Here is a 13,434-nt window from a genome sequence, read left to right on the forward strand (position 1 = left end):
GCGAGAATTCACTCGGCCGGGTCCGCGAACCGGCGACCGAACAGTGTGTGCGTCACGTGCGTCACGTGCGTCACAGGGATATCTTGACGCTGTTCGAAGCTCGCCCTGATGGGTCGTCACCTCGCTTGAGGTGCAGTTCAGACGTCCATGGAGGACGGGTTTTCCGCAGAGTGGCTTGCCGGAAAGCATGAGCCTGTGGGGTCGGCCCGCTGTACTCGGTTGTTTCAGGGAAACAGGAAGGCGCTGGTTGGGGTGAAGCGCCATGCTCAGCACTTGGTAAGTCAACCGGTGATCGTTCAAACACAGGAGCTTCCGTGAAAACGCACGGGTTCCCCCAGAGCGGCACGCGCTCCGTCGAAGTCGGCAAGCCGGGCTGCGACCGTTGCCGTCGCGAGTCGTTGGGGCAGTGCGGCGGAGAACTTCAGCCCGTGGACCGCGCGGTGGTCGACATCCGGGAACACCAGTGCCGTGCCACCGTCGGTGGCGTCACGGGCCGCGCGCCACATGCCGGGCGTCAGATCCTCGCGCAGGCGTATGGAGCAGTCAGTCGGCCGCTGGACCGGATCGGCGATCGACGGCAGCGTCGCCGCGAGTGTCGCATTCGCGCGGTAGCCGGCCCAGGTCCACCAGCGCACCTCGCCGCCCAGCCGTGCCACCAGCGTTCCGCCGGGATGTACGAGGTCAGGAGCGTCTTCCTGCCGCCATTCGGCCAGGCACATCTCAGCCCGCCGGGTGAGCGACACCAAGGGGTCGGCTCCCAGGAGCACTTCCCGCATCGCACGGGTGAGGGCATACGAGAGTCCGGCGAGCGAGCCACCGCTCCACTTGGCGATACCGCCGCAGTCGGCGGGCTCGACGAAGACCCGTCTGCGTCCCCAGTCGATGAAGGTCACCTGCCAGCTGCGCCCGCCGAGCAGGAGCCGGCGGGGGCCGGGCCGTTCCATGGTCAGGACGGAAGGGTCCGTCTGCCCGATCTCGGTGCGCCCGGACAGGACCGTGAACTGCGGGGGCGCGGTGAAAGAGGCGGTCAGTTCGATGAAGTGCCGTCGGCCGAAGCGCCGTTCGGCCTCGGGGCCGATGAACAACAGTCCGCCGTCCTCGTCGAGGAAGCCTTCGCCCACCAGGTGACGCAGGATGGGCACCGCCGAGCGGTCGAAGGGAGCCAGTCCGTTCCACGCGTCGGGCCACAACCTGTCGCCCACCCTGTGCTGTTGGAGGGTGAGGGAGAGAAGCTGTTGGGCCACCAGATGGCGCGGCTCGGGCGGTGGAGTCACCGACTCGACCCACCCTCGTCCCCAGAGCAGCAGCAGCCCTGCGGCCTGGAGCAGGCTGTCCTTGCGGGTCGCGAGGAACAGGCAGTTGCGGGTGCTCCCCGGGCGCCGTCCCGTACGTCCGATGCGTTGCAGGAACGAGGCGACCGTGCCGGGTGAGTCGATCTGCACGACCCGGTCCAGGTCACCGACGTCGATGCCCAGCTCCAGGGTGGAGGTGGAGACGATGACGCAGTCCCGTGCCTCGGAGAACGCCTGCTCGGACCGGGCCCGTTCCTCCGCCGACAGCGAGGCGTGCGACAGGAACACCGTCACCTCGCGCTCGCGCAGCACCGCCCCCAGCTCTTCCACCTGCCGCCGCGATTCGCAGAACACCAGCCGCTTCTCACCCCGGTGCAGAGCAGCGATGAGCTTGGCGGCGTTGCCGAGGGACGCTACGTAGTCCAGCTCCACTTCGCCCGCCGGGAGCACGCTGTCCGGGGTCGCCCCGTGTCCCGGCGCCGCATCCGGTGGGAGGTCGAGGTGCGGGGCGACGACGCGCGCTGGTCGTTTCCCGGCACCCGCACCCTGCAGCCAGGCGAGCAGTTGCTGCGGATTGCCGACGGTCGCCGACAGCCCGATCCGCTGGATGGGCCGCCCGGCGACCCTTTCCAGCCGCTCCAGCACGGCGAGCAGGTGCCAGCCACGATCGTCACCCGCGAAGGCGTGCACCTCGTCCACGACGACCGCCCGCACCTGCCCGAGGAGGCGGGCATGGTCGGTCTTCACGCCGATGAGCATGGCTTCCAGCGACTCGGGTGTGGTGAGCAGGATGTCCGGTGGCTCGGTGCGGATGCGGTGTCGCTGGGATTCCCGGGTGTCCCCGTGCCACAGGGCCGCCCGGCGTCCGAGCCACTGGGCGTACGCGTCGATGCGCGTCACCAGGTTGTTGAGCAGCGCTTTGAGGGGGCACAGGTAGAGCACGGACGTGCCGGACCAGCGCTGTTCGGACATGGCCGACAGGATCGGCAAGCATGCCGCCTCGGTCTTTCCCCCCGCCGTGGGAGCGAGCACCACGGCGTCCTCGCCGTCCATCAGCGGATGGATCGCGGCGCGCTGCAGGGGCCGCAGGTCGGGCCAGCCGAGGGTGTTCACCACGTGATGGAGGACGACCGGGTCGAGCCGGTCGACAGGGTCTTCCCGGCCCGGGCGGAGAGCGGAGCCCGGAGGAGCGGCGCTCGCGTCTCCGGTGCCGGTCATCACACGTCCAGTTCGATGGCGTCGGCAGAGGTCGCAGCCGCCGCATTCCGTTCCACATCCGTGAGTTCGCTGCTCGACACCGTCAGCCGGTAGTGCTGCCGGGGGGCGAAGTCCTCGAACTGGTCGATACGGTCGAGGACATCCCCCACCAGTTTCTTCAGGAACAGCCGGGGCGCCACTCCGACTTTGCCGCCGAGTGCCCCGCCGACCGCCCGGGCGAGGTCGGCCACGTACGCGTCATCCGCGAGCGCCTTGACGCGGTCGGGGGCCCCGGCTCCGGCGGCGTAGAGGTCCCGGATCGTCACGCCGAGGTCCACCATGGATCCCTGAGTGAAGCCGGGCAACCGCAACTGCACCGCGCGCGGATTGTCGAAGCGCGGGTCGGTGGTGAAGTCGGTGGCGAGGCGCTGCGCGAGCGGGGCAAGACGTTGTACGCCCTGCTGTCCGTCGTAGAAGGCGGGCGTTCCGGTGATCACCAGATACAGCCCGGGGAAGCGGCCCGAGTGAACCTCGTCGATGAGCTGACGCAGCGCGTTGAGCGCCTTGTCGCGGGCGTCCGACCGCACACGCTGGAGCGTCTCGACCTCGTCCAGGACGACGAACAGCCCCCGGTGCCCCGAGTCACGCAACACCGTCAGCAGTCCCTGCAGAAAACCGAGAGCCCCGAAGTGGTCGAGGTCGCCGCGAACCCCGGCGGAGCGTCGTGCTGCCGCGGCCACGTGCGGCTGGCCGCCCAGCCAGGCCAGAATTGCCGCAGCCGTCCCTTCGTCGCCCTCGGCGAGCGCGGCCCGGTAACCGCGCAGCGCCGTCGCGAAGGACGGGGCGTGCCGGGACACCTCGGCGAGCCGCGCGGTCAGCAGCTTCTCCACGTCGCCGGCCAGGTCCTCCTCGCTCGCCCCGGCCGCGAGGGCGTCTTCCTCGAGGGCGTAGAACCAGGCGTCCACCACCGGCCGGAGCGCGCTCGGCGGGAAGCTCGCCGTGGCCAGCCGTTCGGTGAGACGCCGGTATACGGTCTCCAGCTTGTGCAGGGGTGTCTCGGTCTCCGAGATCTGGATCTCGGCCACGGCGAAGCCGAGGCGTTTGGCCCGCTCGCCCAGCCACCGGGTGAAGAACGTCTTGCCCGACCCGTACTCACCCCGTACGGCCTTGAACACCGACCCGCCCGAGGCGGCAGCGTCCAGCTCGGCATCGAGCGCCGACTCGAACCGCCCCAGGCCGGTGGCCAGCAGATCGAGCCCGCTCTCCGGTACGGCACCACGTCGCAGTGCGTCGATGACCGTGCGTCTGCGGGCGGCGGAGGCGGGAGAGACGGGATTCGGCTCGGCTGAACTCACCGGTCCAGTCTCTCACCCGTCAGGATGGTGCACCGGGGCCGTGGTACGGCCACGACAGCGGTCAACTCCTTTTCTGCGAACGGTCGTTGTGTGGCACTCACGCTGCCTCCGGGTTCAGCCCAGTCCGAACTGCTCCCGCAGCAGTCCCTGGTGCAGACGCAGGGTCCGCCCGTCCGGCAATGTCTCCAGAACCTGCACCCCGTCGTAGTTGAGGAGCTGGCGCAGGACTGCGGCGAAGCCGTCCGCCCGGGTGGCGGGAAAGTCGACGCGCTGCGCCAGGGCCGTCACGGGCAGGGTGCCACCCGCATCGAGGAGAGCCCCGACCGCCTGTTGGAACTTGTCCATGTCGCGCTCGCGCGGTTTGCGGGCGAGGAGTTCGAGCTGGTCCCGGAAGGCAGCCGAAGCGAAGAGCGCCGCGACCAGCCTCTCGGCCGGAGCGACCAGAGCCGGGGTGACCAGGGTCTCTCCGCCCTCGGGAGCTGGAACCACCGTGACATCGAACAGGGAGTCGTGCGTCTGGGCCAGATCGGCCTGCGCTTTCGACGGCTTCTGACGGGTGGGCTTTCTCGCCACGGGTGCTGTGCCGGCCCCCGCCACGGCAGGTTGGGGTGCTCGTTCGTCCACGAACCACCAGGCGGGCCGCTGGTCACCCAGCTCCCGCCACTCCCGGGGCGGAGTGGCGCCGAAGGGCAGGAACGCGAGGACCGGGATGGTGAACTCGGCAAGGGATGCCCCGCCGTGATAGCCCGCCTTGAGCGCGGTGTAGCGCGAGTCGGCGTCCCACAGGGCGACGATCGACGCACCGGGACCGGGCCCGACCACCCGCGGACCGCTCAGCGCGACCTCGGTGGATCCCAGAGCTCCGCCGGGTGTGCGGTGACGAGCGGATTCCGGGGTGTCGGCGTCGACCTTCGTGCCGTGCCGGTCCACCACGTGCCCGTGGTCGCTGGTGATGAGCACCGCCATGCCCTGCACCGCGGCCACACGCAGCAGTTCGACGAGCCCCGGGATGTGGTCGGCCCGCCATGCCCCGTCACCGAGCTTCTGTTCCTTGGCGAGCCTGTCGTCGATGGCGTTCAGGACGACCGCCACATGCGTGCGCCCATCGGCGAGCGCCTCACCGAGATCAGGGCCGAAGGTATCCCCGGCACTCTCGGCGCGCAGGTCGTCCTTGTGGAACACGGCGGCCGGTGCCCCGCCCCACAGCTTCTGGGCGGGGAAGAGCCGCTTCTCGTCCGCCTGCGTCCCCTGCGTCAGCCTGCCTGCGAACAGCGACGTACGGGATACGGCGGTCAGGGTCGGCAGGGCGGCGGCCATGGCCCGGCGGCGCGGAACACCCTCCTTCACCGGGTCGAACTCGGCCCACGAGGCCCGGAGTTCCTCACCCAGTTCACCGGCGATCGCCGCGCTCATCCCGTCCAGGACGAGCAGCATGACCCGTCGGCCCTCTCCGCCCCGGACGATCGGTTTCACGACCCGGTCGAGGAAGGACTCCACCGTCAGCATGGACCCCGGCGGCGTGCCCGCGGCAGTCCAGGTTGCCAGCGAGCGTGCGAAGTGCCGGTCGATCTCGTGCCGCCGTTCCCGTACGCGAGCGGCGAGCTTGTCGTACGCGGACTTCAGTACGGGGTCGGGGTCGCCGCCGGCCTCGATGTGCTCGAGTGCCTGGTCCACCCACCCGGTCTCGGCGATGTGGCGCGCTGTACCGGCCGCTGCGGTGTCGCACTCGACGGCCGGGTCGCCGGCGAGCCACTGGGCCAGGCGCCGGCCCATGCGCGCCCGCTCGATCCGTGCCCGGGTCTCCGGACCCTCGGTACGCCGGTGCGCGCTCAGGGCGCGGACAGCTTCCGCGACGGGACCGAGTGGGGCGGCTTGCAGAGCCCGTCCCACGGCCGCGAACCTGGCTTCCAGTCCCGTCGGCAGCAGCGGGCTCGCCAGGGCGGCGGTCTCCGCGCCGAACCGGCGGACCAGAGCCGACGCCCGGTCCAGGACGGTGTCACTGATCCGGCGTGCCTCACGGGCTTCGTCCGTGTCGCTGCCGGTGCCGCGTGCCGCGGTGGTGAGCAGCACGTCGACATACTCCTCGCAGGCCCGCCCGAACACGGATGCGAGGACGTCGAGTTGTTCACCGCCCTCCGGCGGCTGGTCGCCGAACCAGCGCTCGGCGCGGCCCCGCGCACGGTAGGTGTCGGCGTCCGGTGCGGCGTGCAGCCACAGCGCGCCGCATACGAGCCCGAACGCGACCGCCTCCTCGCCGTGCTCGGCCTCGACCAGGTCCAGGAGCGCCTCCCCGGCCGGCCCTGCCTGGTCCTCCTCGCCGAGGAACTCCACCAGGCCCGCGCGTTCGGGGCCGCGCAGCTCCAGCAGCCGTTCGGGACCACCGGGGCTCAGGGACCACCTGAGCAGGGCGTGCGTGTCCAGGGCGTCACCCGCCTGGGTGCGGTGCGACCGGCCCGACTCGCTGTCGTAGCGTCCCAGCCGCAACCGACGCAGTGTCAGGGCGGACAGGGCCGTGCGCCAGGACAACATGCCACCGGCGAGCCGGGGCCAGCCACCGGGCGGGGTGGCGTCCAGCAGGGCCTCCGCAGCCCAGTTCGCGTTCTTGAGCCGGGGATCGACCTGTTCGGCGCCGAAGGCCTCGCGCACCACGTCCCAGCTGTCGACGGTGTCGATGCGTTTCTTGTGGGCGCGGGCCAGGATCGCCGGGTCGAGTTCGCTCTGTTCGCGATCGGTCAGCACGACGAGGACAGCGGGGGCCGGTTCCGTCGCCCGCTCCGCGAGATGGTCCAGGACCAGCTCGTGGACGGCGAGCGGGGAGGGCGCGGCGGCGATCCGGGCTGTGTGTCCGTCGCCCCACACCGGTTCGGCCGGGCCGTCCCACTGGGGCGCGGAGCGCAGCAGGACCGCTCGTCGTCTGTCGCCGCCGGTGAGGGAGGCGGCAAGCGATGTCTGGGACGACAGGTACTGGGTGACGGTCGCGACCTTCAGCCGTGTCGCCACCGAGGTGACCGTTGCACTCATGACTCGATGACCCGCCAGGTGATCTCGATGGTGGCGCCGGGCTCCCGGGCGGTCAACTCGGCCAGTTCCGCGTGCAGTTCGGCAGCGGCGCGGGCCGCGGTGGTCCGGCCGCCGCCGGAACGCCGGACCCGGACCCTGGCGGAGGCGTTCGCCGGGGACGTGTCCTCGGGGACGGGCGGGTGGCTGGTGACCGTGTTCAGCGGCACGTCCCCCGGGCCCGGGGGAACCGGAGCGGGCCGGGGCGGGGGCACTGCGGGGGCCCGGTTGCGCTTCACCAGCGCGAGCACGTCGCGCTGGGTACGTGTCAGGGCGTCGCGCAGGTCGTTCGTCCGCTGGTCGCTGTGGGCCACGTTCCGCAGCGAGTCCAGCAGGGCCTGGCCCTCGGGGCCCTCGTTCGACGCCAGGTCGAGGGTGGTCCAGGACGCCGAGTCCAGTGCCTGAGCGACTGCCCGTGCCTGCGTGATCGAGGTGCCGAAGCGGTCGGCGCTGACGCGTCCGAGATCGAAGGAAGCAAGCGATTCGACCGTCTTCTTCGCTCCGGCGGCGCCCTGGCCCGCCGCCTGAGTGACGGCCTTGAGCAGCTCGGCACACCGCCGGGCGAGGGCGAGCCGCCCCGTTTCGTCGGTCTCGTCGAGCCGGAGGAATCCGGCGTGCTCCTCCAACTGCCGTACGAGATCGGCCGCGTGGTCCTGGTGGGAGCGGGCCTCCTCCGTGATCTGGCGGGCGAACTGGTTGACCATGCGGCCTCGCCGCAGTGTCGGCGCGGGCTTCCCGAAGAGCGTCGCGAAGCGCTGCCGGGCGCTCTCCCAGTCCTCCTCGGCGGGGAGCGGCTGGCTGCGCAGCGCGTCGTGATCCTTGATCTGTGACAGTTCGGGGGCCGGGTCGAGCGGCATGCCGCCGCGCACCCACACCCGGTCGTCCATCTCGGCGAACGAGGCGACGACCAGCTTGGCGAGATGGTCGGGCAGCCCGCGCGGCTGCGGCCTGTCGGTCCAGTCGGTCAGCGTGATCAGGGTGAGGTCGCCGGTGACGCCGCGTTCGCGCGCGAGCTGCCGGAAGTGATCGGCCCAGTACAGGGACAGCTCGAAGTACGCCTCCTTCTGCTGCCCGAGCCGCAGCGGGCCGGCAATGCGCTGCACCAGCGTCCGTTCCCCGGAGGGGACTTCGGTGCGGCCGTCGCGGGCCTCCGCGGCGGCCCGGATGTGGGTGAACACCTTGCGGGCGTCGGCCGCCTTCACCGTCGTGCCGGTGTTCTCGGGGTCGAGATTCGGGTGGTCCGGGTACTGGCTCGCCAGGAGCCTGCCCGCGATGTGCCGCAGGCCGTCGCGCAGGGACTGGCCGAAGGAGAGGGTGAGCCCGTCGACCTCGCGCAGCGACCGGAGGTGGTCGCCGAAGCCCAGCTCCACGTCGGCGGCCTTCTTGTCGGACAGGCCGTACGCCTGCTTGAAGGCGGCCCTGACGTTCTTGAGCAGGGACTCCCGCTGGGTCTCCAGGAGCCCCTTGGCGCGGGCGCGGTTGTCGGCGCCCAGGTGTCCGGCGTACTGGCTGTCGAAGCGCTGCTCGTCGGCGAGCGCCTTGTCGATGACGACGAGGCGGCAGAAGTCCGCGTACCGCTGGGCGGAGAGGTGGGTAGGCAGCCAGGCGACCGTACGGGACCGCTCACCCTGCTGCTTCTCCCGCAGCCGCTGCATCCGGTTGACGTCCTCGACGGGCCCGTATTCGCTCTCGTCGTACGGGAGGTCGACGGCGATCCGCCACAGGCCGTCCTCCTGCGGCATCAGGTCGTGGTCGGGCAGTTCGTCCTCGTCGGCGACGTTCCCGAAGACCACTTCCGCGCTGCGGCTCGTGCCGCGCCACACGAAGTCCACCCGGCTCGTCAACTGGCCGTGCTCGACCCCGAGTTCCTCGGACAGCATCCGCTTGGCGAGCGCCTGGCGGTTGCCCGGGTTGTCGTTGACCTTGGCGTTGGCGATGACGGAGTCGACGTCGACACCGGAGAGTTCGAGACGCACCCCCGGGTTGGTCTTGGTACCGGTCTCCTTGATCTCCGGGAAGCGGCCCGCCCACTCGGCGACCTTGTCCTTCAGCACGCCGTACTCGCGTCCCGGGATCGGGGCGACGACGGAGCCGTAGTTGAGGGCGGAGAGCCGGCGGATGGTCAGGTCGGCGAGCGCGGGCACGCTGGGCGCGAGCGCGGACAGGAGCAGGGTGCCGATGATCCTGTTGTCGCCGGTGAACGTCTTCACCCGGCCCCGCAGTTCCGGATCGGTGATGCTGCCGGGGCCGCGGTGCGTGTACTGCTCGACGTCCTCCTCCGACACGTTGTACGTGGCGAGGAGGTACGGGCGCAGCTTGGTGCGGTACAGCTTGTCGGCCGCCTCGAAGACGACCTTCAGGCTGTCGGTGAACGGCTTGTCGCCACCTGCGGTGATCAGCGGATACAGATCGCCGACGGGTATCAGATCGCCGAGCCGCAGCTCGTCGCGGTGGTCGGCGAGCAGCTGCCCCATCAGCTTCATACCGGTCCGGTTGCGCTGGAGCGCGGAGGAGACGTGGACGAGGGTGTCCATGAAGGCGGGCGAGAAGGGGTACGTGAGCCGGAAGCTCCCCTCGTCGGCGCCCACGCCGTCGGCGCCGCGGTCCGAGCCGAGGAGGGTGTCCCACACTTCCTGGCGGACCTTGCGGGTCTTCTCGAACTCGGCGTCGATGAGCGCCGCCGCGTCCGCGGACTTCGGCTGGAGGAGGCGGGCGTGCGCCACCTGGGGGAGGTTCCGGTCCTCCAGCGTGATCTTGTCGAAGCGGCCGGACGCCAGGTTGAGGGTGTCCTGGATGGACGACTCGGCCGCCCCCGACACCTCCTCGCCCACGAGTTCGCGCAGGTCACGCTGGCGGGCGATGAAGGACACCACCGGGACGGCGCGACGCGCGTCGCCGCCCTCCACAAAATTCGTGATCTTGCTGGCTTCGCGGGCCACGAACTTCTGGTCGTGGATGAGGGTGGCGAGCCACAGGATCAGCTCGTCCATGAAGAGGATCAGCCCGTCGTAGCCGAGCGACTTGGCGTGCTCGGCGATCACGGACAGTCCGGCGTCCAGGGAGACGAACCCGTGCTCGTCCTCGGCGGCGTTCTTCGCGAACCCGGGCAGCAGGTTCGTGCTCGCGTCCTGGACGAGGCGGGCCCGGAGTTCGGCGGGAGTGGAGGGGCTGACCAGGTTGAGGGCCTGGCCGGACTCGTGGACTTCCTCGGCGGCGAGCGCGGTGTCGAGGAGCGCCGGCTGCCAGGCGAAGGATTCGCCCCACTCGTCGTCCTCGCCCGCGCCGGACCCGTCCGCCGCCGCGAGCCCGCCGATGACGGCCTGATCCCCCATGCGCGCCCGCATGGCCCGGATGTCGTCGAAGAGCGCGTCCGTCCGGTACACCTGCGGCGTCGGCGCCTGCGGGTGCAGCTTCTTGACGTGGCTTACGTAGCCGCCGAGGATCCGCTGCTCCAGCGCCTTCGCCCCGAGCATGTGATACGGCACGAGCAGGAATCTCTTCCCGTCCGTGCCCAGCCACTCGTGCTTGGTCAGCACGGGGTCGAAGTCGGCGCGGGCGCGGGCCGCCGGGCTGCCGCTGAGCAGGGCGTGCAGCACCGCCATGAAGTGCGACTTACCGGAACCGAACGACCCGTGCAGATAGGCCGCCTTGGACGTGTGCCCGTCGAGCGCGGATTTGATGAGACCCAGCGCCTCGTCGAAGTTCTCCAGCAGCCGCTCCGTGACCACGTAGTCCCGCAGGGCGTGCTCGGCCCCGGCCGCAGTCGTCGCCTCGGACAGTTGGAGAACAAAATCTGAGGTGGATATCGACTCCTTGATGTCGATGACATCGCGGAGTAAGGACGCCTGTTGGGCCAGGGCCATCGCGGGTCTCGCTCTCCTTGCGGCGGCAGCTGCGCGCCGTCGTCGTCCGTGGGCGCGCAGGGTTTCGTCGGGGCCTTCACAACCCCTCGCACATTCTCCGGTACCCGGACGGTTCTCCGGACAGTCCGTCACATCATCAGTTGTTCGGCATCGGACCGCGTGCGTGCTGACTGCGACGCCCATCACGAGAGCACCGAGCGGGGGAACGGGCCGCACCTGAAGCGCCACCGGGCAGCGGGCGGAGCGCGCCGCCCGTCCCCGTCTCTCCTGCCCGTCCCCGCTCCTCCTGCCCGTGTCGCCTCTCCTGCCCGTCCCCGCCCTTCTGCCTGTGCCGCTCAGCAGCCGTCCCTCCGGCTGCGCGCGTTCGCCTCCGCGACGCGAGCGCTCAGGAGCTCGGCCGGACTGAGCAGTTGGACGCGGCTCGGGTCGGCGTCCCACTCGCGACCGCCGCTGAGCGGGCGGAGCTGGAGGTACGGCCCCTCCTGGCCCATGACGACACCGACGCGGTCGAGCAACGTGTCCCGGACAGAGGCGCCGACGGCCGGTTCCGGCGGTGAGGTGCCCGGACCCGGCCGTGGGCTGCCGGTCACCGGCCGGTTCCCTTCACGATCACGGCGGCCAGGGCGTGGGCGATGGGGGCGGAGCAGACGCCGAGGTGGATGAGGGCGTAGCGGGCGGTTGATCCGGCGTCCGATACGGCCTCTGATCCGGCGTCGCCGTCGTCGGTGCCGCCCACCAGGTCCTGCCAGGGGGTACGGACGTCCATCGCGGGGAGCTGGACGCCCGCCCGGGTGAGGGCGTCGGCGAGGGCGTCGCGGGCCTCGACCGCCTCCCGGACCTTGGCCCTGCTGGCCCGCGTGGTGGTCGTGGCGGCCGGGTCATCGGTCGTCCGGGCGCCGTCGTCGTGGATCGTGCGTCGCTGGGTCGCCATGGGCGTACTCCCTGAGCCGTTCGGTTGCGCGGTTTCCCCTGCCCTGGTCGCGCGGGGTGAATTACCGTGCGTGATGAGGGCATCACGAGAATGCGTCGGGAGCGGGGCGGATACACCGCCGACGGGATGTGCTTCCCCGCAGGACAGCGCAAGTTCCACACCTTCCACGGAGAGCACCATGCCGACGAGACGAGCGGTCACCGGCCGCAGCCGGGAACCACGCGCGCGGTTCGCGGAGGAACTGCGGTTACTGCGCACGCAGCGCGGTGACAGCCTGCGGCAACTCGGCGAACGGCTGGGCTGGGACTGGTCGTTGTTCGGCAAGATGGAGAACGGGGAGACGGTGGGCGGCCCGGAGGTCGTCCAGGCCCTCGACCAGCACTACGGGACGCCGGGGCTGTTGCTGGCGCTGTGGGAGCTGGCGGTGAGCGACCAGACCCAGTTCCGGGAGCGGTACCGGCGGTACATGGCCCTGGAGGCGGAAGCCACGAGCCTGTGGCACTTCGCGGTGAGCGTGCTGCCGGGATTGCTGCAGACGCCGGGGTACGCGCGGGAGGTGCTGGCCGCGGGCGGCCTCAAGGGGGAGGAGCTGGAACAGCAGGTCGAGGCACGGATGGGACGGCGGGAGCTGCTGGAGGGGGAGGATGCACCGCCGTTTCGGACGATCCTGTCGGAGGCGGTACTGCGGACGCCGTTGCGGGATGTGGGGGAGTGGCGGGGGCAGTTGGAGTACTTGGGGGAGGTCGCGGAGCGGCCGGGGGCGACGGTTCATGTGCTGCCGTTCAGCGCGGGGCCCTATGGCTTGGACAGCACTGCCGTGATGTTTCTGCGACTGCCGGACGGGCGTACTGTGGCGTACACGGAGAACGCCTATCGCGGCGAACTCATCGAGGAGAACGTGCCGGTTGAGCGGCTAAATCGTGCCTACGATGCGGTGCGCGATTTGGCGCTGTCCCCGGCTGAATCGCGGAAGTTCGTCCTGCGCATGTTGGAGGAAGTACCGTGCGATCCATTGACCTGAGTGCTGTGACCTGGCGCAAGAGTTCTTACAGCAACTCGGACGGCGGCGAGTGCGTCGAGGTCTCCGACGACTTCGCCGCCGTCGTCCCTGTGCGTGACAGCAAGAACCCGCACGGCCCGGTGCTCGTGTTCCCGACGGGCGGCTGGTCGTCATTCGTCGACGCCGTGAAGAACGGAGAGCTGGGCTGGTGAGCGCTGCGACCTGGCGCAAGAGCTCCTACAGCAATTCGGACGGTGGTGCGTGCGTCGAGGTCTCCGACGACTTCGCCGCCGTCGTCCCTGTGCGTGACAGCAAGAACCCGCACGGCCCGGTGCTCGTGTTCCCGGCGGACGGCTGGTCGTCATTCGTCGACGCCGTGAAGAACGGCGCGCTGGGCGCCTGAGTCGGGCCCCGCACGTGGGCCGAGTCCCATGGGCCGGAGGCGATGAAGCCCCGGCTCCGCCTTGGATGCGGCCCTGGCGGCGGCACTGGGCGGGGACTGCCGGGCCGATGTGGCGACGCTGGGGGCCGAGCCGGACCTGTCGGCCGGTGGCCTCCGACCCGGCCGTCTCCCAGCTGATCGCCAGCGGGAATCGCTAGCTCAACGCGATCCGCAGCGCGCGCTCCCACGTCCGCGTATGCGTCTGAGCGCGGGCCGGTTGATCGCACCGGGGATGATCGCGTCCGCCTTGTGTGTTGTGCAAAACGAAGACTCTTTCGACAGCATGGAGATGGGCGA

Annotated in this window: 9 protein-coding genes; 3 read left to right on the forward strand and 6 right to left on the reverse strand. The window is 70.6% G+C overall.

The window, feature by feature from the left end:
- Positions 1–296: 296 nt before the first annotated feature.
- The 6 genes from ABZW18_RS04285 to ABZW18_RS04310 all read right to left on the reverse strand — a co-directional run bounded on the left by ABZW18_RS04285 (position 297) and on the right by ABZW18_RS04310 (position 11,695).
- Positions 297–2,510, reverse strand: coding sequence for a DEAD/DEAH box helicase (locus ABZW18_RS04285; RefSeq protein WP_356181862.1), 2,214 nt, complete (start codon positions 2,508–2,510; stop codon positions 297–299).
- Positions 2,510–3,844, reverse strand: a complete 1,335-nt coding sequence (brxD, locus tag ABZW18_RS04290; RefSeq protein WP_356181864.1) for a BREX system ATP-binding protein BrxD — start codon at positions 3,842–3,844, stop codon at positions 2,510–2,512. Before brxD ends, ABZW18_RS04285 begins: the two co-directional genes overlap by 1 nt.
- 114 nt (positions 3,845–3,958) lie before the next feature.
- Complete coding sequence (gene pglZ, locus ABZW18_RS04295; RefSeq protein WP_356181867.1) at positions 3,959–6,865, reverse strand: BREX-2 system phosphatase PglZ; 2,907 nt, start codon at positions 6,863–6,865, stop codon at positions 3,959–3,961.
- On the reverse strand, positions 6,862–10,764 hold the full coding sequence (locus tag ABZW18_RS04300; protein ID WP_356181870.1) for a DUF6079 family protein: 3,903 nt from the start codon (positions 10,762–10,764) through the stop codon (positions 6,862–6,864). The genes pglZ and ABZW18_RS04300 overlap by 4 nt, the downstream gene beginning before the upstream one ends.
- A gap of 335 nt (positions 10,765–11,099) precedes the next feature.
- A complete protein-coding gene (locus ABZW18_RS04305) occupies positions 11,100–11,279 on the reverse strand; it encodes a hypothetical protein (RefSeq protein ID WP_356182019.1) in 180 nt (59 codons plus the stop codon).
- Positions 11,280–11,350: 71 nt separating this feature from the next.
- Positions 11,351–11,695 (reverse strand): hypothetical protein, encoded by a 345-nt coding sequence (locus tag ABZW18_RS04310; protein WP_356181873.1) that lies wholly within the window; start codon positions 11,693–11,695, stop codon positions 11,351–11,353.
- Positions 11,696–11,873: 178 nt separating this feature from the next.
- Between ABZW18_RS04310 and ABZW18_RS04315 the strand changes: the two genes are divergently transcribed.
- From ABZW18_RS04315 to ABZW18_RS04325, 3 genes are read left to right on the forward strand one after another with little or no spacing between them, the layout of a single operon-like run.
- The gene (locus ABZW18_RS04315) at positions 11,874–12,716 is read left to right on the forward strand and encodes a helix-turn-helix transcriptional regulator (RefSeq protein ID WP_356181875.1); all 843 of its coding nucleotides are present in this window, start codon (positions 11,874–11,876) and stop codon (positions 12,714–12,716) included.
- A complete protein-coding gene (locus ABZW18_RS04320; RefSeq protein ID WP_356181878.1) occupies positions 12,698–12,907 on the forward strand; it encodes a DUF397 domain-containing protein in 210 nt (69 codons plus the stop codon). Before ABZW18_RS04315 ends, ABZW18_RS04320 begins: the two co-directional genes overlap by 19 nt.
- The gene (locus ABZW18_RS04325) at positions 12,904–13,098 is read left to right on the forward strand and encodes a DUF397 domain-containing protein (RefSeq protein ID WP_356181881.1); all 195 of its coding nucleotides are present in this window, start codon (positions 12,904–12,906) and stop codon (positions 13,096–13,098) included. The genes ABZW18_RS04320 and ABZW18_RS04325 overlap by 4 nt, the downstream gene beginning before the upstream one ends.
- The last annotated feature ends 336 nt before the right edge of the window (positions 13,099–13,434 follow it).

This window comes from Streptomyces sp. NPDC004647 (genome assembly GCF_040609575.1).
Classification (GTDB): domain Bacteria; phylum Actinomycetota; class Actinomycetes; order Streptomycetales; family Streptomycetaceae; genus Streptomyces.

What these genes read in the sequence shown, in the direction of transcription:
- ABZW18_RS04285 (WP_356181862.1), bottom strand. Translation starts at nt 2,510, where the DNA reads ATGACCGGCACCGGAGACGCGAGCGCCGCTCCTCCGGGCTCCGCTCTC.
- pglZ (WP_356181867.1), bottom strand. Translation starts at nt 6,865, where the DNA reads ATGAGTGCAACGGTCACCTCGGTGGCGACACGGCTGAAGGTCGCGACC.
- ABZW18_RS04315 (WP_356181875.1), top strand. Translation starts at nt 11,874, where the DNA reads ATGCCGACGAGACGAGCGGTCACCGGCCGCAGCCGGGAACCACGCGCG.
- ABZW18_RS04300 (WP_356181870.1), bottom strand. Translation starts at nt 10,764, where the DNA reads ATGGCCCTGGCCCAACAGGCGTCCTTACTCCGCGATGTCATCGACATC.
- ABZW18_RS04310 (WP_356181873.1), bottom strand. Translation starts at nt 11,695, where the DNA reads ATGGCGACCCAGCGACGCACGATCCACGACGACGGCGCCCGGACGACC.